The organism is Membranihabitans maritimus (assembly GCF_021729145.1).
Classification (GTDB): Bacteria; Bacteroidota; Bacteroidia; order Chitinophagales; family Saprospiraceae; genus Membranihabitans; species Membranihabitans maritimus.
In genome coordinates, this window is the sequence record NZ_JAJSLW010000009.1 from 48,982 (window position 1) to 71,296 (window position 22,315).

20 protein-coding genes and 1 riboswitch are annotated in these 22,315 nt (G+C 37.7%); of the genes, 9 read left to right on the forward strand and 11 right to left on the reverse strand.

What is annotated here, in order from left to right; all coding sequences use genetic code 11:
* Positions 1–93: 93 nt before the first annotated feature.
* Positions 94–1,149, reverse strand: a complete 1,056-nt coding sequence (locus tag LVD47_RS12110) for a DUF4934 domain-containing protein (RefSeq protein WP_236976295.1) — start codon at positions 1,147–1,149, stop codon at positions 94–96.
* 221 nt (positions 1,150–1,370) lie between these two features.
* Positions 1,371–1,459, forward strand: a riboswitch (TPP riboswitch).
* A gap of 63 nt (positions 1,460–1,522) precedes the next feature.
* On the opposite strand from LVD47_RS12110, the gene LVD47_RS12115 reads away from it, so the two are divergent.
* From LVD47_RS12115 to LVD47_RS12130, 4 genes are read left to right on the forward strand one after another with little or no spacing between them, the layout of a single operon-like run.
* Complete coding sequence (locus LVD47_RS12115) at positions 1,523–2,248, forward strand: class I SAM-dependent methyltransferase (protein WP_236976297.1); 726 nt, start codon at positions 1,523–1,525, stop codon at positions 2,246–2,248.
* Positions 2,245–3,309, forward strand: a complete 1,065-nt coding sequence (locus LVD47_RS12120) for an AIR synthase family protein (protein WP_236976299.1) — start codon at positions 2,245–2,247, stop codon at positions 3,307–3,309. Before LVD47_RS12115 ends, LVD47_RS12120 begins: the two co-directional genes overlap by 4 nt.
* Entirely contained in the window at positions 3,306–3,956 is a 651-nt protein-coding gene (locus LVD47_RS12125; RefSeq protein ID WP_236976300.1) for a thiamine phosphate synthase, read from the forward strand. The genes LVD47_RS12120 and LVD47_RS12125 overlap by 4 nt, the downstream gene beginning before the upstream one ends.
* Positions 3,956–4,225 carry a Trm112 family protein gene (locus LVD47_RS12130; protein WP_236976301.1) on the forward strand — a complete coding sequence of 90 codons (270 nt, stop codon included), beginning with the start codon at positions 3,956–3,958 and terminating at the stop codon, positions 4,223–4,225. The genes LVD47_RS12125 and LVD47_RS12130 overlap by 1 nt, the downstream gene beginning before the upstream one ends.
* A gap of 244 nt (positions 4,226–4,469) precedes the next feature.
* On the opposite strand, the gene LVD47_RS12135 is transcribed toward LVD47_RS12130, so the two are convergent.
* From LVD47_RS12135 to LVD47_RS12165, 7 genes are all read right to left on the reverse strand, one after another.
* A complete protein-coding gene (locus tag LVD47_RS12135; protein ID WP_236976302.1) occupies positions 4,470–5,669 on the reverse strand; it encodes a glutamate-5-semialdehyde dehydrogenase in 1,200 nt (399 codons plus the stop codon).
* 13 nt (positions 5,670–5,682) lie between these two features.
* Positions 5,683–6,453: a glutamate 5-kinase gene (proB, locus tag LVD47_RS12140; RefSeq protein WP_236976303.1), complete on the reverse strand. Its 771-nt coding sequence runs from the start codon at positions 6,451–6,453 to the stop codon at positions 5,683–5,685.
* Positions 6,454–6,479: 26 nt separating this feature from the next.
* Positions 6,480–7,280 (reverse strand): pyrroline-5-carboxylate reductase, encoded by an 801-nt coding sequence (gene proC, locus LVD47_RS12145; RefSeq protein WP_236976304.1) that lies wholly within the window; start codon positions 7,278–7,280, stop codon positions 6,480–6,482.
* 426 nt (positions 7,281–7,706) lie between these two features.
* Positions 7,707–8,288, reverse strand: a complete 582-nt coding sequence (locus LVD47_RS12150) for a GNAT family N-acetyltransferase (protein WP_236976950.1) — start codon at positions 8,286–8,288, stop codon at positions 7,707–7,709.
* A 150-nt stretch (positions 8,289–8,438) separates the two neighbouring features.
* Entirely contained in the window at positions 8,439–9,068 is a 630-nt protein-coding gene (gene tmk / locus LVD47_RS12155) for a dTMP kinase (protein ID WP_236976305.1), read from the reverse strand.
* 100 nt (positions 9,069–9,168) lie between these two features.
* A complete protein-coding gene (locus LVD47_RS12160) occupies positions 9,169–10,500 on the reverse strand; it encodes a RagB/SusD family nutrient uptake outer membrane protein (protein ID WP_236976307.1) in 1,332 nt (443 codons plus the stop codon).
* Between the two features lie 11 nt (positions 10,501–10,511).
* Positions 10,512–13,457 carry a SusC/RagA family TonB-linked outer membrane protein gene (locus LVD47_RS12165; protein WP_236976309.1) on the reverse strand — a complete coding sequence of 982 codons (2,946 nt, stop codon included), beginning with the start codon at positions 13,455–13,457 and terminating at the stop codon, positions 10,512–10,514.
* Positions 13,458–13,721: 264 nt separating this feature from the next.
* Here LVD47_RS12165 and LVD47_RS23725 point away from each other — a divergent pair, with 264 nt between their 5' ends.
* Both LVD47_RS23725 and LVD47_RS12170 read left to right on the forward strand, forming a co-directional pair.
* Positions 13,722–14,075 (forward strand): 6-bladed beta-propeller, encoded by a 354-nt coding sequence (locus LVD47_RS23725; protein ID WP_255785122.1) that lies wholly within the window; start codon positions 13,722–13,724, stop codon positions 14,073–14,075.
* Positions 14,068–14,865, forward strand: coding sequence for a DUF4934 domain-containing protein (locus tag LVD47_RS12170; protein WP_255785123.1), 798 nt, complete (start codon positions 14,068–14,070; stop codon positions 14,863–14,865). Before LVD47_RS23725 ends, LVD47_RS12170 begins: the two co-directional genes overlap by 8 nt.
* Positions 14,866–14,918: 53 nt before the next feature.
* Here LVD47_RS12170 and LVD47_RS12175 read toward each other — a convergent pair whose 3' ends face one another.
* Together LVD47_RS12175 and LVD47_RS12180 are read right to left on the reverse strand one after the other, a co-directional pair.
* Positions 14,919–15,764 (reverse strand): DUF4249 family protein, encoded by an 846-nt coding sequence (locus LVD47_RS12175; RefSeq protein ID WP_236976311.1) that lies wholly within the window; start codon positions 15,762–15,764, stop codon positions 14,919–14,921.
* A 2-nt stretch (positions 15,765–15,766) separates the two neighbouring features.
* Positions 15,767–18,106 carry a TonB-dependent receptor gene (locus tag LVD47_RS12180; RefSeq protein ID WP_236976314.1) on the reverse strand — a complete coding sequence of 780 codons (2,340 nt, stop codon included), beginning with the start codon at positions 18,104–18,106 and terminating at the stop codon, positions 15,767–15,769.
* Positions 18,107–18,389: 283 nt separating this feature from the next.
* Between LVD47_RS12180 and LVD47_RS12185 the strand changes: the two genes are divergently transcribed.
* Entirely contained in the window at positions 18,390–18,842 is a 453-nt protein-coding gene (locus LVD47_RS12185) for a hypothetical protein (protein ID WP_236976316.1), read from the forward strand.
* Positions 18,843–18,851: 9 nt separating this feature from the next.
* On the opposite strand, the gene LVD47_RS23730 is transcribed toward LVD47_RS12185, so the two are convergent.
* Entirely contained in the window at positions 18,852–18,977 is a 126-nt protein-coding gene (locus LVD47_RS23730) for a hypothetical protein (RefSeq protein ID WP_255785124.1), read from the reverse strand.
* 146 nt (positions 18,978–19,123) lie between these two features.
* Here LVD47_RS23730 and rpoN point away from each other — a divergent pair, with 146 nt between their 5' ends.
* Positions 19,124–20,605, forward strand: coding sequence for an RNA polymerase factor sigma-54 (gene rpoN / locus LVD47_RS12190; RefSeq protein ID WP_255785125.1), 1,482 nt, complete (start codon positions 19,124–19,126; stop codon positions 20,603–20,605).
* Positions 20,606–21,446: 841 nt separating this feature from the next.
* Positions 21,447–22,298 carry an ATP phosphoribosyltransferase gene (gene hisG / locus LVD47_RS12195; RefSeq protein ID WP_236976320.1) on the forward strand — a complete coding sequence of 284 codons (852 nt, stop codon included), beginning with the start codon at positions 21,447–21,449 and terminating at the stop codon, positions 22,296–22,298.
* Positions 22,299–22,315: the final 17 nt, after the last annotated feature.

Genomic DNA, 22,315 nt, shown 5'->3' on the forward strand with positions numbered 1-22,315 from the left:
ACATGTTTTGAAGGCAGTGGTCCAACATAATTTTGACCGTTGTATGGAGCAGTGGCTTTTTTTTAAGCCAATAAATCTTATACTCCTATTTAATTATAGAATTTTATATTTGAAAATAATTGCATCGGCTTTTTCTATAAAACTTTTCTTTTCAGTATCAGAATTTACTTCTTGTGGCCAGTCAATGGTGGTGTAAATCCATTGGTAGTCTTCCGGTCGTATGAAATAGGTAGAATAGAAATATTGATCATCGATATATCCTGACTTTAACACAGAAATAGGTTTGAATTGGTCTACTTCTTTTATTTGATCCCTTGTGTAGATTTTATATTCACCTTTTTTATGAATGGCATATTTGATCCTTTTATCCTCCATGTAATAGAATAAAAGCATTGCTTTGTTTTCAAAATAGCGGTTTGATAGCCAGGTATATTTGAAATAGGAATTTAAAAATTTATCCATACTTTCAAATTTAGTAAAATCGATTTCATTTGGTCCCAGATCAATGGTCAGGTAGGGTTTAAATTTAGTTTCAGAATTCAAATTATAAACGGTATTGCCAAAGGTAGGGAGAAAACGAATCTGATCCTCCATGTTTTTATGTAGAAAACCTGAAGACGAAAAATCTAATTGCAACGTGATTTGAGAGTTATTGTGGAAGGAGTCTAATACTTTCCCTGCCCGGTCCAGGCATAGTATATCAAAAGGTACGTCCGGATTGGAAGTCCCAGTATTTAAAATGTAAAAAGAATCCAGAATTTCAATTTGATTGGCAAAGAAAGGGACCGATAGCTCTTTTGTGACTTTCCCCTTGAGGTTGTAATGTATAATTTTCCGACTACTATTGGAATAAATAACGATTTCATCATTTTGAGCTGAAAAGTCTGTTATTTCCAGGTATTCACCAGGACCATTCCCTATCGCGCCGATCCTGTTGACCATAATCCCTGAAGAATCATACCTGAAGATGTAGTTTTGTACGGCATCTAATACTATCCAATGATTGTTGAATTTTTCAAATTTGCCAATGCTTTGTAGAGGCATTTTGGGGTTCATTTTCAACACAATGGTTTGGGAAGGTTGGAAAAATGTGGATGGGGTCATTTTCTCCGATTCGGAAATTTCCGGTACCTCGATTGAAATTTTCATTGGGCCGTTTTTTACACTTGAGGTATTGGAACCGGGTTGACAGGCCAGGAAGATAACGAAAGTGACGACGATCAGGAAAGCAGGTGAATTCATAAAAGCCAGGTGTTTGAAGATTGTAATATCTATATACAGAATATAGTATTGTTTTACCTTTCAAAACGAGCTGGAAAGGTAATTGTCCTTTAAAGGGTTGTTAAATCATATACTTTTTTGTAATATTGGCTTTGAGCTCGGGGTGCCATTGCGCTGAGATAATACCCGTGACCTGACCTGGATAATGCCAGCGTAGGGAATGCTTAGTAGTATTGCTATTCAAACTTCTCTATACTCGATCATCCAGTCAGCTATATTATGTAAGATATAAAACAGAGATATGACTGAGTTATCAGATAAACCAATTGACGCTATAAACCGCGATTTGACTAATTGGCAAGGAAGGAAGGAATGGTTTTTTAACCGTGAATATACGGACACATACGAACAATGGTATGAAGGACGATATAAGAGAGCCGAAGTATATCAGAAAAAAGTCATTGGAGATTTGATCAAACAGGACGAAAGGGTAGAAACCCTGCTGGAATTTGGATGCGGAACCGGTCGATTTACCCGTTGGTGGAAGGATATTGGCATCAAAGCATCAGGTGGCGATATCTCCCCATTTATGTTGGGACAAGCCATTCATTTATTTGAAGGCGATGTAGTGTTGGCTGATTCACACCATATGCCCTTTAAGGATCACACTTTTGATGCCCTGGCTTTTATTACGACATTCGAGTATTATAAAGACCCGGTCAAAGTGATCAGGGAGGCCGCTAGGGTAGGTAAGTATGGAATGGTGTTTGGTATGATGAACCGCAATTCGACTAAAGTTGTCCGGAGAAGAATTCAACAAACTTTCGGTCAAAATCCATTTTATATTACAGCTACTTTTTATACTCCCCGAAAACTGATTTCAATAATCGAAGAAGCACTCAATGGAAGAGATTATACCATTACCTGGCGAACTACGGGATTGCCAAAATGGTTCCCGGTCCAGGAATGGAATCAGCCGTATGGAGACTTCTTTGGTCTGCATGTAAGATTAAATGATGTATCATGAGTGAAATGGAATGGAGTGCAGGTAAAATTTCCAATGATGATTTCAAATCTCTGATTTTCGAAAGAACCGGTAGAAAGAGACAAGAAGTAATTACCGGTCCTCAGTTTGGTGTTGATACATCAGTTGTTGATTTGGGAAATAATGAAGGTTTGGTGCTTTCCAGTGATCCTTTATCTCTTATACCCTCATTGGGAATGAAAGCTTCAGCATGGTTGTCTGTACACCTTATCGTCAATGATATGGCCACGAGTGGATTTGCCCCACAATATGCGCAGTTTGTACTCAACCTACCCACTTCTTTATCCATGGATTTATTTAATGAATATTGGAAGTATATACATGAATTTTGCCACGATATTGGTGTCAGCATTACCGGCGGGCATAGTAGTAAGATAGAGGGGCAGCATTCCACAGTTTGCGGTGGGGGTACCATGATCTTGAAAGCACCGCTGGACCAGATTTTAGTTAGTAGTGGAGCACAACCCGGAAGTGATATTATAATGACGAAAGGATCAGGACTGACCGCGACTTCCATATTGGCCCGTTCTTTTCCACTACATGTAGTAGAAAATTGTGGAGTTACTGTCCAGGAAAAGGCAGCTGAAAACTTTTACAAGACCTCATCATTAAAAGAGGCATTACTGGCTTCCGAACTTCTGGAGCCAAAGAGAGAATTATTTGCGATGCATGATGCCACCGAAGGGGGAATCGTCGGGGCTGTATATGAAATGGCAATGGCTTCGGGATGTGGATTTAATCTGGATTTAGATAAAATCCTTCAGAGGGAAGAAGTCAGTGAAGTTGGGAAATTATTTGCTATTGATCCCCGTTTTTGTGTGGGGGCAGGATCTATGATAATGTCTGTATCTTCTCAATGTACTAATGAACTTATAAATGGTCTTATGGAAGCTGGAATACATTCCTGTAAAATAGGAGAGTTTACGGATCGGAAAGGTATATTTTTTGTTTCTGAAAATAATCAGCGTAAAGAATTCGAGCCCTTGGATTCTGACCCCTATTGGGGCGCTTTTTTTCAAGCATTGAAAATGGGGTTGCAATGACGAAAAAAAAGAAATTTTTGAAAGGCTTGTATCTGGTGGTTGATCCTTCTTTACCTCGTAAAGAATTATTTGAAAAGGTAAGGATAGCACTTTCGAATGGTGTTGCGATTTTGCAGATATGGGACCATTGGACGTTGTTCGACGATGAAGAAGATATCTATGATTTTATCACACAACTTTTATCTATTACCTCTCAATTTGACTGTATTGTAATAATTAATAATCGTTGGGAATGGTTGCAGGAATTTTCATTTGAAGGTGTACATTTTGATCAATTTCCGGAAAATCTGGAAGAAATCAGGGATGAAATAGGAGAGGAGCGAATTATTGGGATTACTTGTGGTAATAATAAAGTTTGCGTAGAAAAAGCAGGTGAAACGAATGTCGATTACATATCATTTTGCTCCATTTTCCCTTCTTCTTCAGCTGGTGATTGTGAAATTATAGACTCTGGTACCGTTCATTATGCTGCAAAACAACTTCGAATACCTATTTTCATTTCAGGAGGTATCAATTCGGATAATTTACTCACGTTGTCAGATTGGAAATTCGATGGTGTGGCTGTTATATCAGGTATTTTAAATAGTGAGAATATTGAAAATAGTATTAAGGAGTATCAGAAATCATTTGAAAAATTAGGAATGTAATGAGAGAAGAATTTTTACATAAATTGTGTTGTCCCCAGGACAAAAGTGACCTTGAATTAGAAGTTTTTGTAAGAGATACTGAATCATCGATTATTGAAGGGATGTTGACTTGCCCTGAATGTGAGAGATTTTATCCCATTGTACAGGGAGTACCGATAATGACTCCGGATGAGTATCGACAACGAAAGCTGGAAGAACCAATTTTGAAGAAATGGGGGTTACGCTTGAACGATAGCAGTAAAAAGTTTGAATTATTGGAAGAAGGGTAGACAATTGGTCAATCATGCAATCTTCAATAAGTCTATGACCAATCTTTCAATCCAACAATGTTCAATCGCACAAATCTTCAATTCCTTCTGCCCGGGGAAGAAGGATGCAGCAAGGATTGGGAGAGGGTGCTGTTACTTTCAAATTGGGAAAGGCTACGATTTACCCTAATCTGCGATAAATAAAAAAGGGCTCTTTCAAAGGTATTAGCTTCAAAAAAGCCCATAAATATTCTTGACAATTTAATTATTCCCGGATCTGACCATCTCCAAATACATAATATTTGTTGGTCACTAATTGTTCTAATCCCAGTGGACCTCGGTGGTGTAATTTATCCGTACTGATAGCTAATTCAGCGCCGACCCCCATTTGGCCACCATCTGTGAATCGAGTGGAAGCATTATGGTAAACGGCAGCACCATCAATTTGCTCCATAAAGTTAAGTGCATCATTTTTATCTGAAGTCATTATTGTAGCTGAATGACCTCCAGAATACTTGTTGATTTTGTCAATCGCTTCGTTCAAGCTGCTTACAGCTCCGATACAACTTTTAAGCGCAAGGAATTCTTCGTACCAGGTATCTTCATTTGGAATTGTAGAAAGGTCACCCAATACATTGTGTACGTTGTCGTCAACCAAAATTTCCACCTTATTGTCTTCCAGTGCTTTTCTAAGCTCTTTAAGACGATTTTCGTAGTCGGGAAGGTTCTTATTTACAAGAATTTTATCCAGAGCATTACAGGCTGAGATTTTATGGGTTTTAGCATTGACCACAACGTTCAGGGTTTTGTCCCAGTCAGCGTCTTCAGCAACGTATAGGAAATTATTTCCCCGTCCACTTACCAAAACGGGACATTCTGCATGTTCTTTGACAAAGGCTATAAGCCTTTCTCCTCCCCGGGGTACAATAAGGTCTAACCTCTCAGTTGGATTTTTTAAGAATTCTTGTGTTTCTTGCCTGTTAAATGTCAACAAGTGTATCCAATCTGTAGAAAGCCCGTTTTCTTTCAATGCTTCGTGCCAACAATCGACCAGAACAAGATTGCTGTTTTTGGCTTCTTTCCCTCCTTTAAGAAGTATTTTGCTATTAGCTTTAAATGCCAGTACTGCAGCTTCTATGGTAACATCAGGTCTGGATTCATAAATGATCATTATTGTGCCAAAAGGTGCTGTCCTGTTTGTTATTTCAAGTCCGTTCTCCAGATTAACAGTTGATTTTATTTTGCCGACGGGATCATCCTGTTCCATGACTTCTTTTACGGCCTGGATCATCCCGTCTATTTTTTTGTCATCTACAATCAGGCGATCATACATGGCTCTGTCTGATTTGTCAAACGAGTCCAGATCCTTTTTATTAGCATTTATTATTTTATCTCTATCCCTGTCCAGAATTTTCATCATGGATTTGAGGGTATTATTTTTTACTTCAGTCTGAATAAGTTTCATTATGTAAATTTTATTACCTAGTAATTTTTGTTCCTACATTTTTTCCATTGACAATATCGATGATAATATTTTCGGTATTGCCGTTTGCTATGTATGTCGTTATATTTTTTGAAGCAGTATGTTTGGCTATTTTTAATTTAGATTCCATTCCACCACGGCCTTCAGCCTCTCCTTTTTCATTTTTTTGAATGTATTTTTCAACATCGTGATGAATCTTGACATTCTTAATTATTTCAGTATCATCGGCATCAGGATGTCCTGTATATAAACCGTCTATATCCGTCAGGATAATTAACATATCAGCCTGTATTAATTCTGCTACCAGACTCGCTAATTCATCGTTATCGGAGAACATGGACCTGGTCACAGATACGGCATCATCTTCATTTGCAATAGGTACTACTCCCTCTCCTAACAATCCTTCGTAACAATTGATCATATTTTCACGGTGCATTCCAGGATTAAAATCTCTTTTGGTAGCCAATACCTGTGCACATTTCATTCCGTAGTCCCGAAAAAAGTTATAATATAATCGCATCATTCTGGGTTGGCCGATGGCCGAAAACACTTGTCTTCTTTTAGTTGGGTCCTCAGTGTTGCATTCACCGAGAACTTCTTTTCCTGCAATGACGGATCCCGAAGATATAAGGACGCTCATAACATCTTCTTCGTATAATTCTGCAACTTGCCTGACCAGTCCGCGTAATACCGGTCTTACGATCCGGTTATCCCGATTGGTCATTACATTCGTACCCACCTTAATGACTATCCTTTTTTTGTACATATATATTTAAATTTAAATATTAAAAGTTATTTACCGAGCTCTTCAGCACGATTATAGGCTGCAAATGCGGCTTCTTTGATAAATTTTCCAACATTGTTACTTTCCAGGGAATCCAAAGCAGCTCGGGTAGTTCCCCCTTTCGATGCGACTCTGTCCATCCATTCTTCAGGTGAAAGATCAAACTTACTATATAACTCAGTAGCTCCCTCAAAAGTTTGTTTTACAAGTAGCTTTGCTTCTTCTGATGAAAATCCCATATTGAGTGCTGCATCAATCATTCCCTGCATGAAATAAAAAACATATGCCGGGCCACTTCCGGAAATACCTGTAGAAGCATCAATAAATTTTTCATTTTTAACCGCAAGGGATATTCCCGTAGTATCCAATAGTTTTTTAACAGATTCTAATTCTACCTTGGATACTTTATCAGATCCGGTAAAAGAAGTTAATCCTTTTCCTACTTGTGCAGGAAGATTGGGCATGGTTCTTACTACCTTGCTGATCCCCAGGAGATCTTGTATGGTTTTTATAGTAACTCCAGCCATTAGAGATACGAATATCTGGTCATCTCTAACCCGATCTTTAATGCTGGCAAAAAGATCTTTTGCATGGTATGGCTTTACAGCTATTAAAACAATATCTGCTTTTTCGATGCAATCTTCAATTTTATCGTATACATCAAAATAATCTAGCTTTTTGAGAGATTCAATTTTATCAGGAGCAGCATCCATAATCATCAGATCCTCTTGTTTAACTGTTTTCGATTCTGCAATACCTGTGGCATATGTTAATCCCATATTACCCGCTCCGATAACTAATACTTTCATTTTAATAGGTTTTGATTTGTTTTTGAGTTTTTATAATGACCACTTTCTGACATTATAATTAATTTTTTTGTAATAAAGGGCGCAAATATCATGCGTGAGGCTGGTAAATGTAATTTGAATTGGTATTATTCCGATCTAAATTTCTTTTATATGCATGGCAGGATCGGAGCTAAAATTTAAAAAGTACTATACAATATTCAGTGATTAAATTATTGATATTTAGTGATTTATAAGTGTGTTGCTAATCCGTGTTGCTAGCGAATATTTCCCAATAAAATTTTACCAGTGTTAAAATATAGTAATTTTTTAAAATTAAATTTTTGTTTTTCAGCCAAAGCGTCTTAAATCGGAAATTATGTCAGGTAATAGTATAATGGTGACTAAAATATGCCAAATTGATAGATTTGCTGGACGGGACTTTTCTATTTATTCCATTTCCGAAATAGTTTGAAATTCACTTTTCGTGAGTCGGTATTGAATTAGATCGAAATATTTTTCCCCTTTTTTAATATGGTCTTTCAATACGCCCTCACGGACCATACCGTTTTTGCGCATAACTTTCCCGGACGCTTCATTGTGCGCAAGGTAAGTAGCAAATATTTTATGCAGAAGAAGGTCTTCAAAACAAAAGCGGATGATCCGGGCTAAAACTTCCGTTGCATATCCCTTATTCCAATAGGGTACCCCTACCCAGTAGCCAATTTCAGCATTATTGAATTTTTGGTTGATTTTCAAACTAATAGCACCCATTAGAGTCAGATAATGTTTTGTACGAATGGCAAATGTGATTTGTGTATTTTTTTTGTATCCTTCATAAATACCGTTTATCCAATTCGTGGCATCCTGTATTGTATAAGAGGACGGTATATTCAATGTGGTTTCTGCAATTTTGGGATGGCCGGCCAAGTCTTTAATGGCATTAATATCGCTGTACAGAACCTGATTTAAAACCAATCTTTCTGTTGAAAGAACCGGAAAACTTGCGTGGTTTAACCTTTGAATACCCATCGTTTCCAAATCAATTCTTTTTTCTAAGATATTACTTTGAAAATAATTTTAACCTGCTTATCTAAAATTTCTTATGAGAAATTTATGAATAATTGTGATCATGATAGAACTCATAGAAAAGTATCATTTAAATTTTTACTCGATTTCAGGTTATACAGTAAGTGAATTGATTTTTTCCATAATGGCATTAGTTATTGATTTTGGGGGATTTGTTCCGTCTACTATAAAAATTTCCTCTTGATTTTTGAGCTTATTAATGGCTTCAAGGTATTTGTCCCTTACATTTTGCAAATTTTCGAAGGTCTCATACAATTCAATGGACTCTCTGGTTTTTTGGAGTCGATTCATACTCGTTGCGGGGTCGATATCTACATAGATGTTTAAGTCAGGCCTTTTTAGTTCGGCGCTCATAGCATTGGCCTGGATGACCCAGTCTAAAGGAACATGGACACCCTGATAAGCGTAAGATGAAAAATAATACCTGTCGGTAATTACTGTGTAACCTTCAGTCAGTTTTGTAATGATACCCTCATTTTTATCCAGCAAATGGTTTAATCGGTCAGCTACAAATAACCCGGCTATGACTTTGTGGTCAAGTTCAATTTTGTGGGTAAAAGCATCCCTGATAATCTGTCCAATCCTGCTCTTCGTAGGTTCACATGTGGAGTATATTTTATGACCTTTCTCCTGTAATGCTTCTGATAATAATTTTAACTGCGTGCTTTTCCCACTTCCATCAATCCCTTCAAGGGCTATAAAAAAGTTCTTATGCTTGTTCATGAATAATTTTTGCCAAAATAATGGGATGAAGATAGTGAAAAAGATAAAAGCAGGAAGTCAGATTCAGGCTTCCTTCTTCGGTCTTCTGGCTCCAATATATCTATATCTCCGGATTATTCGGGGTATTCTCATTATTTTGCCTTTCATTTTCAGGATATGGATAGAAATTCCGGTTGCGTTCAGCTGTCAATGAGGGATCGGCAGAAGGTTGCGGACGTTCAAATCTGCGACTGTCCTCCAGACTCATCCCTGTAAGAAAGAGTTCCAATCTCCTGTTTTTATATATTTCATTAAGTAGGACCTGTTGGTCCCCTTCCGAGGTGAATTCATCAGGTAGACCTGCCCCGAGACCATAAATATCTTCTGAGGGTTGTTTTTGTCTTACCCGGTTTATGTAATTTTCTGCTTGTTCCACTTCTCCTTTTCGGGCATATGCTTCCGCTAATATTAACAAAACTTCACCTGGCCGATATACAGGTATTGGAGAAGTATTAGTATTGTAAAAAGGGGCAATCATTGTAGCTATAGGAAGGTTATTTAGGGAGTTCGCAGATTGGGTTTTGTCAATCCAGAATGAGATTCTCTGGTCTTCAGGATTTACTTTGAGTCCTTCAGGTAAACCAAAATCTGCCCTTGGGGCGTAACTGACTGTGCCATCGAACATTCCTATGAAGACAGGGTTTTGGTTTTGTCCGTCAAACTGGAATTCTGACTTTGAAGACAAATTCACTTGATTAGCAGTTTCTATTGCTGCATCATAATTGCCAAGGAATAGGTGATATCGCGCCAGGAGGAGCCTGCTTGAATTGAGTAAATCGATGCCAGGACTGACAATAGAATTAAATTCGTTGGTGAGTTGAGTCGATTGTAGTGAAGAAATGGAAGTGGTCAAAATATTAACAGCTTCATTGTATGCGTCTGTTCGATCACTGTAAACCGCCTCATTGTTGACATTGTTTTCAATGGCAACCATATCAAAATGATTGGCCAGATCACCGAGACAAATTGCCCGGAAAAGGCCTCCCCATCCCTGAAGACCAGTTGCTGTACCGGGATCCATAGATACATTGTCTATATTTTCCAGTAAATCTTCTGCCATTCCCTTGGCTTTCATTATCCGGGTGAATAATCGCACAGTATATCCGTTTTCACCGGATAGCCGTTGTCCTCCTGCTTCGAGCTCTTCAAGATTAGCAAACGTTGTCATAATAGCTGTTTCACGGGTAGTAACTGACGGGGTCAATATAGCGGACCCCAACCCTAATGTTGAGTATGTTTGATTGATTCCTACAGCCAGGGCCAGCAGTCCATCCTTTGTATTAAGGACCTGGGTTTCAGTAGCGGCATTGGGATTCGTAAGATCCAGGTCACATGAAGCGATGGACAGGGATAAAAAAGATAGAGTCAAGAAGGTGTATATTAGATTTTTCATGGCTGTCATTTTTAGAATTTTGCGTTTATGGAAAAAATAAAAGACCTGGGAATGGGTACTTCATTAAAATCAAATCCCCGGACACCATTGGTTTGACCGGAAGCACTGGTTTCCGGATCCCAACCCGAATAACTGTCAAACGAGGCTATATTCCTTCCTATCAGGGAAAACGTAAGCCTGGACAACGCTGATTTGGGTGTGATGGAGTAACTCAACGATAATTCCCTAATTTTGACGAAGGAACCGTCCTCGATGTACCGGTCCCAAATATTATACGCCACTAAGTTGTATCCTCGGGGCAATTCTCCTCTAACTTCCTGCGCATCCCTGAAACCACCACCAAAGTTGGGGTGACTGTTTACGCGGTCCGTAAAGTTGAATACATCAAAACCCTGAACAGCATCCAGTTGAAAACGGAACGACCAATTTTGATAGGAGAGATTGTTGATAAATGAACCGGTCCAAGCCGGATTGGGATCACCTATGGTTTTACGGTCAATATTCCCGTTTTCATCAACCGCACGGGTGGGCAAACCATCGTCATCTAAAAGAATCTCTCCGTTTTCATTGCGTGCATAATAAAAACCGTCCAGAACTCCGAGGGGTTCCCCGTTCCTGGCTACGGAAACACCAAAACTTTTAGGAAGGGCGATTTGACCTCCTTCGATTCCGTCTACTTTGTTCCTGTTGGATGAAAAAGTTATAGAGTTTGTCCATTCAAAATCACCGGTTTTTACGGGTTGACTGCGAATTAACAATTCTACTCCTTTATTAGTCATATTTCCTACGTTTTCCAAACGTGTTTCGAATCCTGTGCTTGGAGCCAGGGTTCTAAGTAATAATAGATCCGTAACATCAACGTCATAATAGGAAAACTCTAATCCCAATCTGTTGTTAAAGAAACCCGCATCTATTCCAAATTCTAATTCCCGCTGCCTTTCGGGTTTTAGTGTGGAATTCCCCAACCTTGCCGATGGCACGAGGCCTGTTTGTCCATTTATGGGCATAGGAGAGTAATTTGAAAGGCGTTCATAAGCTGAAAGCGCGGTTAGGTTTCCGGATTCACCATAAGATGCTCTCAACTTCAAACTACTTATAGGACTATTTGTAAGATTGAGGTCTTCAGAGATAAGATAAGACAATGATGCCTTGGGGTAAACCTGTGTCCTTTCATCGATTCCAAAAGTAGAGGCTGCATCAACGCGAATGGCCCCGGTGACAAAAAACTTTTCATCATAGCCAAAGGTTTGTTGAACAAAAGCTCCCTGGATATTTCTTTTGGAATAATTATCACCTCTGCTGATAACTGTTCCCGCGTCTGTGGTATTGACTACCGGCGAGAGTTTATCAGCTGTCATAATCAACGTCCGGAGGTCGTCCGTTTGCAAAGTAAAGCCCATTTGGCTTATGGAATTAAGGTTACCAGTGGGGTTAAATACATACCTCAAATTCAGGTCTGCGTTAAGCAATTGCTTATTGGCTATGGCAGATCGTATCCATCCTGTGGGTTTGACGGTAGAACGAACGGGGATATATCCGTCTCCGGTTTGGGTATATTGGTCAAGCCCCAGGATCAGCTCTGTGCTAAATCCTGTAAAGGGAGTAGCTTTAAGCTGGACATTCCCCTGAAAGCGATTGGTTTTCTGAGCGAAATCAAAGGTATTAATTACTTCCAGAGGATTAGGGACAAATCCGGCCGGTGAGGTATAATTTCCATCGGCATCCGGCCTGGGATCATAATTATTATTGTTGAAATTGAAGCCGGTAAGGGCTCCGTAAACTTCGCTCAAACCACCGTTGGGTACTTCCGAACTATTATTATGCGTGTAACCTAAGCCCAAACTCAGGGATAGCCAGCTGTTGAGGACCTGGTCGAGTGAAAGTCGAGAAGTATACCTCGTAAAGTCAGAATTATCTATGATCCCTTCATTATATAGCGCAGACGCGGAGGCATAATACCTGGTATTCCCGCTGCCTCCCGATACGGAGATGTTGTTATTGGTCCCTACACCGGTTCGGAAAATCAAATCCTGCATATTGTATCTCTCCGTAGGGATCAGGTTGGGATTGTTGCTATTACCCGGTTCTTCGAATGCCATTGACTCCATATTCTCTTTAATGGCTTTTCTGAGTTGGTTAACCTGGAAAGAAGTTTTGAAATTTATCGTAGGAGCTCCTGTTTGTCCTCTTTTGGTAAATATTTGAACAACCCCATTACTGGCACGGGAACCGTATATAGCTGCCGCTGCGGCTCCTTTTATAATTTCTATGTTTTCAATATCAGCCGGGTTAAGATCGACCAGTCGATTTTGTGTGTATCCACCGAGATCCAGTAATTCCAGGGAACTATTATCTACTATAACACCATCAATTATATATAGAGGGTCCGAGCTGCCCAATACGGTACTGTTACCACGGAGCGTTATACTAATACCACCGGCAGGGTTTCCCGAATTTTGATTAACCAGGGCACCAGGTAATTTTCCTGATAATGCCTGGTCTATCCCTGTAGCTCCGGTTTTTTCAAGTTCTTCAGCGGCAACCGTAGAAACGGCATTTCCCAAATTCTTCTTCGCAGTAGCTCCGGAAGTACCGGTTATAACCACTTCGTCCATTTTTAAAAAATCTTCAGACAATTGGGCATCTTCGCTAAAAGAATTATTTTCGGAAGTGATAGTAATACTTCTGGTTTTCGTGCTGTACCCAATGTAAGAAAACACCAGGTTGTAAGTCCCTTCAGGAAGGGAGCCCTCCAGACTATATGATCCATCTATATCCGTAGAATTCCCGTATGGGTGATTTTCAATTTGTGCTGTAGCACCTATTAATGGAGTACCTTCTGTATCCGTTATTTTACCTTGAATAGCCCATGAAATTTCCTGGGCATACATCCCCGATAATATTGCGGTGAATAATAATGTCGAGAATGCATTGCGTATACCAATAGAGTTGATCATAATACAATCTTTTTTCAATTAAGTGAGCTAATTCCAAAGAGTAATTTATCCTGTCCTATAATTATAAATTTAATAATTTTTAGATTTAAATAACAATTTTAACAATTTGTGAATTTCAATTCAAATTTGGTGTGACTTATTACTAATCTTGTAAAAGAATCATGTAGTCGAGAATTAGAAGTGGAGTTCTAGCTGTAATACAACCATAAATTAGTAACTTACCTAAACAGAAAGTAATATATCTATATATACATAATCCGTTCAATGAAATACTCCTTGGTCCTGTTTTCCCTTGTTGTGTTAAATACGATTTCCTGCAATCAGGAAAATATTGTTAATGGGCAAATCAATTCTCAGGAGCCAAAGATGATCCATATGCCTTTGAACAAGGCCCTGCCATACACAGAGATTAACTTCTCCAATGTCAAGATTATTCCATTGGAAAGTAATGATAATTATATGTTGGGGGATATCGCCAAAGTATATTTCAGGAATAACCGGTTTTTTGTACGACCGCATAACGGGGATATAATATTTATTTTTGACCGTACAGGAAAGGGATTGGGACGGCTAGATGCTACGGGGGACGGACCGGGGGGAATATGGGCATATGGGTAATTTTGATATTTTATCCGATAAAGAAGAAATTGTCGTTTCTGATGTGGCCAACCGGAAAATAATCCATTATTCTTTTGATGGTGAACTTATTAAGGAATTTCCCGTAGATTTCGGGATGAGGTTTTTCAAGTTGGGAAAATTGGGAGGTCCGGGTGACGACTATACTTATATAGTAGATGCTGCTAATATGGTCAGTGAGGAAAAGGATCAGTCATTTCGGAATTTTCATATTTATTCAAAGGATATGGAATTACTGGCTTCGTATATACCATTTGAAAAACGTTCATCCGGTATTTTTGGTAGCTTTTACCATTTTTTTAATACTCTTGAGGATACGGTGGGGTATTACAAGCCCTGGTCGGATTCAATTTTCAGGGTGGAAGGGATGAAATTACAGCCCATTTACACGTTGGACTTTGGGGCTTCTATCGCTTCAAAAATCGGTGACGTAATGTCCAATTCAAATGAAAAATATGTTTTTGATATTGTTTATCTGGAGGATAAGGAACGTATTTATTTGAGGTATTTATATGATGGCGCCGGATACCTTAGCTATTACCATAAATCAAAGGGAAAAAGTACAACTTATATGAATCCGCGGGAAGTAAGGTGCATTAGGCCACTTTCAACGTATGGGAACAAGGTAATTTTGGAAGGGGATTATTATAAGATTCCTTGCTTAAAAAAATTATTGGGGAATTGTGAATCGTTTCCAATCATCGAAAAGGAATTGGATAAGATCGGAGAAGATGATAACAATTTTTTGATAATTGCGCAGATAATGGATTAGGGACTAGTTGTTTAACCCGGATTATTCATGGGTTTTTTATGATGCGGAATTAATTATTCCTCTATTATTTTTTCAATTTCAGATCTATTTATGCCTGTAAAAATGCCGATTACTTTACTGGACCCTGTAATATTAGAGTAAATTCTACCGGGTTGGCCAAAAGGATTGGTATTGGCACTTACACTTCCGTTTACACTGTTTAGAAAGTCAAAGTATTCTTTGTTTATGTGGTAAAATCTACTAATTAGGGTATCGTTGGGGTAATAATCGTATCCCGAACCAAAAACTAATTTTCCATTGTCGGAAGTTTTGTTGTCCAATGTAAAATCCTGGAATACAAAAGAACTGTCGGTATTGTTCTTTACCACTTGTCTTCTAAAATATTGGGTAATAGTTGAGTCTGTGGAAATGTAGGTTAGTTCTCTCGCAACTCCCTCATCATTATAAATTAACTCTACGCTATCAATGTCAACTCTTTGCGGGATAATAGTTGATGAAAATACTGATTCACCCGTTGGAAAATCCAGTTCAAGTTCTATTATATCCCCTTCCTGGAACTGGACTTTTTCGCGGATGGTATAATTGTATATTAATTCTTTGGACGGAATAAATTTCAGTTCGTTGTACAGGGGATACCTTTGATTATTAATTTTGATATTTCCCGATACATTATCTGATAAAATTTCTCTAAAGTTTTCAAGAGAAAGGTTATTTGAATCAAAAGTTTCGAAAAAATTTGAACTTTTGGTTATAAGCATCGCAAATTCATGGGCGGGTTGGATATATGATTCAACAACGTATCCCTGTTCGAATTCTGGTATTTCTATTTCAATCTCTTTCTCAAGATTACAAGAGAAGAAAAAATGTGTTATGATAATAAATAAAAATAATTTTTTCATTTTCAAAAATTAAAATTCCAACTAAGACTTGGAATTATAGGAAATAATGAAACTTGTTTAGCAGATACGCTTACCGGAACATTTAAATTATCGTCCGAGGTACTGGATAAACTTTTCAATTCAGTGTCCAGATACAAGAAGTAAGGGTTTCTTCTATTATATAAATTATATATGCTGAGGTTGAGGCTATGTTTACCCCATTTCGCTTTAAAGGAACGTTCTATTGAAAGGTCCATTCTGTGATAATTGGGAACTGAGGTTGTATTTCTATCTGTATAAATAGGTACTGCCGGAAACGATCCACTGCCATCGACCCCCTGTAAAAAGAATCTACCAGCCGGTAGCCAGGATTTGTCTCCCGATCCATAAACAAATGTAGTAGATATATTCCATTTATCATTTATCTTCCAGGTTGATACTATGCTGAGGTCATGTCTGCGGTCATACTTGGGAGGGAAATAATCTCCTTCCTGTATATCTTTAAAATTTCCCCTGCGGACCCATGCCAGGGTATATCCGATCCACCCAGTCCATTTCCCTGCCGTTTTTTCAAGTCCTATTTCTGTGCCATAGGCATATCCGTCACCGAAGGTGAATTCTTCTTCTATTTGGTCATTGACAAAGATCTGTGCGTGATCCTTTAATTCAATTTGGTTGTATAGTTTTTTATAATAGTATTCATTGGTAAGAAGTAGGGATTTATCGAGTAAAAGATTAAAACCCAGGACGGTTTGTTCTGATTTTTGGGGTTTTACATTGTCAGTGGAAGGATACCATAGGTCAGTAGGAAGGGACAATCCATTATTTGATACCAGGTGAACATATTGATTCATCTGTGCGTAAGAAGCTTTAATGTTAAAACGGTCTGTAACTTCTACATTAGCAGCTATTCTAGGTTCGATATTTTGATAAAACTTTTCGCTATGAATGAATCCCGAATATCTTATTCCAATGTCCATACTCAATATGGGAAGAAGTGAAAATTTATTTCCCAGGAAAGCTGCTATTTCAGTTCCTTCGGGTTCGGATCCTGCTGAAAAGTTGATATCATCGTCCGTACTGCCAAACTTGAATCTTCCCAGTTTAAATCTGTGGTGAATAGCTTGAATACCCCCTCGCCACAATTGATTGTTCCATTCATAAAAAAGGTCCCATTTCATTCCCAGGTCCTTTATTTGTGAACTTAAATTGAAATCAAACCCATCCAAAGCATTGGCAATGGTGTATTCATAATCTGTATATGTAACAGCTACATCTGAGAATAGTGTATTGGAAAATGAATGATTCCAATGCAAAGAGCCCGCATTGTTTCCCCAATTAAAATCCATATTAAATAAATCATTGTTGAAACTAAAAACATCGGCGCCGGTATATCCACTGAAAGTAATTCGGTCTTTTTTCCCTATTCGGGAGGTGATTTTTCCATTTAAATCATAAAATCTATATCGGGGTATCGGAGAGAAGTTCTCATTATTTTCATTAATTTTATTAGCTAATTCGGTAAAAATATCAACATAGGTTCTTCTTCCAGATACAAGGAAGCTGGTATTTTCGAATAGGGGGCCATCTATGGTCAATCTCGAACTAATTAGTCCAAGACCTCCAGAACCGGAGATTGAATCCTTTTGAAGGTCTTTGGTTTTTATATCAATTACTGATGATAACCTACCTCCGTATTGGGCCGGAAATCCACCTTTATAAACATCTACTGTACTGAGAGCGTCATTATTAAACGTACTAAAGAAACCAAAGAGGTGGCTGGGATTATAAATATTCACACCGTCCAATAAAATAAGATTTTGATCTCCATTTCCCCCACGGACGAAAAGTCCTGAACTCCCTTCGGATCCGGAAGCTATGCCAGGTTTCAATTGGATCGTCTTGATTATATCCACTTCTCCGAACAACGCCGGCAATACCCGTGCTTGTTTGGCATCTATTGTTTCTACACTTGTATTCGTGCTCCTGAATTTTTCCCGTACAGAATTAGCTCCTATGACGACTTCCTCCAACTCAAGATTACTTGATTGGAGGTAAATAGTTTCTATTTTTTGATAGTTTTCTTTATTGAGAAGGAGCGTTTTTGAATCATACCCAATATATGATAGATTAATTTCAATCGGCCAATCATTCGTTAATTTTAAAGAAAAGAATCCGGTACTGTCTGTAACTGTACCCGTCCCGCTGGAGGGGATAAAAATGGTAACAGACTCCAGTGGTTCCCCAGTGCTTTTGTCTAATATAGATGCTTCGAATAAATTTGAGTGTTGGCTCCAAATAAACCCTGGTATAAAAACTAGTGCAATATTAACCCACGTTGTACTCCAAAAACTTGACCTCAATTCAACTGATTTTATGATTTCAATAGATCTCACCTATCTCTCAATTCTATGAATATATGATAGTGTATTATTGTTCGATGCAATAAAGATATTTTCCGGATCATAACTTTATTATAAAAATCGATTAACAAATAGTTATTATCGATATATGTTTGACAATTAAATTCTGTTAAGAAAAATTAGAAATTGGATCGAATCAGGTTGTTCCGGTTAAAAATTTGATAAATAGATTTAATATGGTAGTAAGTTTTAATTTAGTTTTTAATTTGTAATAAAAGTTGGTATGAGGTTGAATTTTACAATTTTATTTTTGGTTCTATTGTTTTCTTCTTGTAGTGTCGATTTTTTCGTTGATAAAAAGGAAGATAAATTGATCGGATTATGGTCTGTTGAAAAAGTTACCTTTAAAGAACATGGAGCCTGGTTCAGGGATAATATTTCAGATGATTACCTTGGTGATGAATTTGAGTTTTTACCGGATTACCGGGTGGTTTATTACGATGCAGACATCGGTACCGAATTTGTGGGGAATTGGTCAGTAGTAGCGGAGAAAAATTATGACTTTGGTGATAATGATTCAGAGGTGGAATTCTATATTGAAATGCACTTTTACGATCCTATATACCAGGACGCCTTTGGTTTTTATGGGTTTATTTCAAAATTAACCCGTAAAAACTTTAAATATCACGTTTCAGAACCGAATGGTGAATTATCTTTTCAATTTAAGAAAAGATAATTTAACGCCTTATGCCGGTACATCGTGCATATTCATTTTATATATCCAGGTGAATAAAAGAACCAGAAGGATAAATACAATAATTATCCACATTACAAACCTACCTTTCTTTCCCTGATTTTTTATGTGATCCATAATTTTTAAACAATTTTCTGCAAAATAAGTACATTATAATGTAATGCGCAAATTGAATTGTGAATAAATCAATGAAAATATAATATTATAAAAATTCATAATATGTATTTTTTTTGATATTATTGCAATAACAAATTATACAACCTATGTTAAGGCAGAGCTTGAGTCAAAAAATGTCGCAAAAGCTTTCTCCCCAACAAATTCAGCTGATGAAATTGTTGCAAATTCCTACTGTGGCCCTTGAACAAAGAATCAAAGAGGAATTGGAAAGTAACCCCGCACTAGAAGAGGGAGTGACGACAATCGAAGAAAGGGAATACGATGAAAATGATGAACTGGAAGGAAAGGAAAATAACGACGACGGAGATTTTGAAGTAGATGAATATTTAAATCAATACGAGGAAGACGATCCGACTATTTACAGGAATCAAAATAAATCACAGGATTCGGAAGAAGAAAACCACAGACCACTGGAAGTGGTTTCCAGCCTGCATGATCACCTGGAAAAACAATTGGGTATGATTTCGCTGTCTGATCCGGAAGAGTACTCTATCGCATTGCAAATTTTAGGGAGTATTGACCAGGATGGGTATCTAAGACGTGATCCGGATGCGCTGGTTGATGATCTCATGTTTACCCAGAATATAGTGACGTCCTCGGAAAAGATCGAAAAGGTGCTGGAAAAAATTCAAAGCTTTGATCCCCCGGGGATAGCTGCGAGGGACCTTCAGGAGTGTTTGGAAATTCAATTGCGTCGAAGGATTAAGAGAGATCCGGGAAATGTAAGTATGAAAATTGCATTTAAAATTTTGAATAAACATTTTGACAAATTTTCAAAAAAACATTTTTCAAAGCTGATAAACGCCCTTGACATTACGGAAGAGGAATTAAAGGATGCCTTTGAAGAAATATTGAAATTGAATCCGAAACCGGCAAGTGGGTATGCTCCGGACCGAAAGCAGGGGACACATTATATAATTCCCGATTTTATAATCACTAATAATAACGGAGAATTGGAATTGTCTCTCAATTCTAGGAATGCTCCTGACTTGAGGATCAGTGATCAATACAGAGCTATGCTCACTTCATATAAGCACCGTAAAAAGTCGGGAAGTGTAAAAAGTAAAGATAAGGAAGCAGCACTATTTATAAAGCAGAAGATTGATTCCGCCAAATGGTTTATAGATGCTATTTCCAAAAGGAGGGATACAATGTACCGAACGATGTATGCTATATTGCAATTTCAATATGATTATTTTTTGCACAATGACCAGCGACTACTCAAACCCATGATATTAAAGGATATCGCTGAAATGACGGGACTGGATGTTTCTACAATTAGCCGGGTGGCAAACAGTAAATTTGTCCAAACAGAATTTGGGACCAAAAAACTGCGTGATTTTTTCTCTGAATCCATTCAAAATAGTGAAGGCGAGGAAGTATCTACCTTGGAAGTTAAAAAGATTCTATCTGATATTATTGATGCCGAGAATAAGAAGAAACCACTGAGCGATGAAAAGCTGAGGAAACAATTAAAGGAAAAAGGGTATGAAATTGCCCGTAGGACAATTGCCAAATACAGAGAACAGCTCAATATTCCGGTGGCAAGATTGCGAAAGGAATTGTAAGGCTAATAAGTATGAGAAATAGAATGGCCCTGTAATCGTATCAATTGTTTTAGTTTTAGTTTTTTGTGAAAAAAGAGCATTTCCCTTTTCAACCTTTCTGGAGAAGGAATCAGGTTTAGTACACAAAGGGGAATTGTAATTCTTAAGTCTTTGAGAAGTCTTATGAAAGCCTTTGTCCGGTGAGACGTCATAGTTGGGATGCCATAAAATGGTTTCAATTCTTAAATGTTTACCTGTGATGATGTGTCGGGGTAAGTGCGACAACCACCAGCAATAAGAGATATTATTGGAGTTAAAAAGATAAATTTGACATGTGGTTGGTGCTTACGTGAGTTATTCAACATTTCAATCTGAGGATGAAGTTGACCGTGATAGGAATATCTAATAAAAAGGTAAAATTAATTATACAGTTCCTATAAAATTCAATCCTGATAAAGGGAAATCTTTGACCCTCAGCAAATCAAAAATGTATACTTGTTAACGATGAAAGAATTTTGCTTGTACTGATATTAAGAGAAGTAAATGAATAAATTAAAGGAGTCAACGAATAAAATTTTATAAATCTTATTGAAAATTAAAGTGCCTTTGTATATTTGGGCTGAAATTATGAATAATCTTAATTACACATTGCATCATCATACTCATCATTTCCTTTGAGGATAGGTGATAAGCACGTGTATTTAAAAAAGTTTAATATAGGCTTATCACAAGAGTGTTGATAAGCCATTTTTTTTTGAGTTATATTAAAAAGTCTTTTTATAATTCTTGAATTACTGTTTGTTACCCAGATTATCAGGACAGTCCTTTAAGTAAAAAACAATAATAAAAATCTAGTAAGAACATGTTAAACATTGCGATTCAGAAGAAAGGAAGAATGAGTGAAGATTCTATAAAGTTACTAAGGGACTGCGGGCTGCGTTTTAGTTCAAGTGGAAAGGGATTGATTTCTCCAAGTTCCGGTTTCCCGGCGAATATTTACTATTTGAGGGATGATGATATTCCTGAATATGTTCAGGATGGCATAGCAGACGTAGGTATAGTGGGATTAAATGTTGTCGAGGAAGGCCAAAATAATGTAGTGATTTCGCGGAATTTAGGGTTCTCAAAATGCCGTCTTTCGATAGCTATCCCGAGAGATATGAATTATGATGGTATCCAGGATCTGGCAGGTAAAGATATTGCCACTTCATATCCGGTAATTTTATCAAAGTACCTGAAAAAATATGGAATTGATTCTGGTATACATACGATTTCGGGATCTGTGGAAATTGCCCCCGGAATAGGTTTGGCCGAGGGTATATGTGACCTGGTAAGTACCGGTTCTACTTTATTGAGTAATGGGTTGAAAGAAGTGGAAGTGATTATGAAGTCTGAGGCGGTAATGATAAGTAATCCCACGTTGGACCTGGAAAAGCAAAGTTTATTGGAAAAGCTTTTGTTCAGGCTTAATGCCGTCCACCAGGCATCGACAAGTAAGTATATATTGCTAAACGCCCCGAATGATAAAATAGACGCTATTATTGATATTCTTCCGGGTATGAAAAGTCCTTCTATCCTTCCATTGGCAGAGGATGGTTGGTCCAGCATTCATTCCGTTGTATCGGAAGATGATTTTTGGGAAGTAATTGACCAGTTAAAGGAAAACGGTGCTGAAAGCTTATTGGTCGTACCGATCGAAAAAATGGTTTTGTAAATGTTCTTGACGACAAA

Coding starts and splice junctions, on each gene's coding strand:
- LVD47_RS12110 (WP_236976295.1), bottom strand. CDS start 1,149: ATGAAAATTTCAATCGAGGTACCGGAAATTTCCGAATCGGAGAAAATG.
- LVD47_RS12115 (WP_236976297.1), top strand. CDS start 1,523: ATGACTGAGTTATCAGATAAACCAATTGACGCTATAAACCGCGATTTG.
- LVD47_RS12120 (WP_236976299.1), top strand. CDS start 2,245: ATGAGTGAAATGGAATGGAGTGCAGGTAAAATTTCCAATGATGATTTC.
- LVD47_RS12125 (WP_236976300.1), top strand. CDS start 3,306: ATGACGAAAAAAAAGAAATTTTTGAAAGGCTTGTATCTGGTGGTTGAT.
- LVD47_RS12130 (WP_236976301.1), top strand. CDS start 3,956: ATGAGAGAAGAATTTTTACATAAATTGTGTTGTCCCCAGGACAAAAGT.
- LVD47_RS12135 (WP_236976302.1), bottom strand. CDS start 5,669: ATGAAACTTATTCAGACTGAAGTAAAAAATAATACCCTCAAATCCATG.
- proB (WP_236976303.1), bottom strand. CDS start 6,453: ATGTACAAAAAAAGGATAGTCATTAAGGTGGGTACGAATGTAATGACC.
- proC (WP_236976304.1), bottom strand. CDS start 7,280: ATGAAAGTATTAGTTATCGGAGCGGGTAATATGGGATTAACATATGCC.
- LVD47_RS12150 (WP_236976950.1), bottom strand. CDS start 8,288: ATGGGTATTCAAAGGTTAAACCACGCAAGTTTTCCGGTTCTTTCAACA.
- tmk (WP_236976305.1), bottom strand. CDS start 9,068: ATGAACAAGCATAAGAACTTTTTTATAGCCCTTGAAGGGATTGATGGA.
- LVD47_RS12160 (WP_236976307.1), bottom strand. CDS start 10,500: ATGAAAAATCTAATATACACCTTCTTGACTCTATCTTTTTTATCCCTG.
- LVD47_RS12165 (WP_236976309.1), bottom strand. CDS start 13,457: ATGATCAACTCTATTGGTATACGCAATGCATTCTCGACATTATTATTC.
- LVD47_RS23725 (WP_255785122.1), top strand. CDS start 13,722: ATGAAATACTCCTTGGTCCTGTTTTCCCTTGTTGTGTTAAATACGATT.
- LVD47_RS12170 (WP_255785123.1), top strand. CDS start 14,068: ATGGGTAATTTTGATATTTTATCCGATAAAGAAGAAATTGTCGTTTCT.
- LVD47_RS12175 (WP_236976311.1), bottom strand. CDS start 15,764: ATGAAAAAATTATTTTTATTTATTATCATAACACATTTTTTCTTCTCT.
- LVD47_RS12185 (WP_236976316.1), top strand. CDS start 18,390: ATGAGGTTGAATTTTACAATTTTATTTTTGGTTCTATTGTTTTCTTCT.
- LVD47_RS23730 (WP_255785124.1), bottom strand. CDS start 18,977: ATGGATCACATAAAAAATCAGGGAAAGAAAGGTAGGTTTGTAATGTGG.
- rpoN (WP_255785125.1), top strand. CDS start 19,124: ATGTTAAGGCAGAGCTTGAGTCAAAAAATGTCGCAAAAGCTTTCTCCC.
- hisG (WP_236976320.1), top strand. CDS start 21,447: ATGTTAAACATTGCGATTCAGAAGAAAGGAAGAATGAGTGAAGATTCT.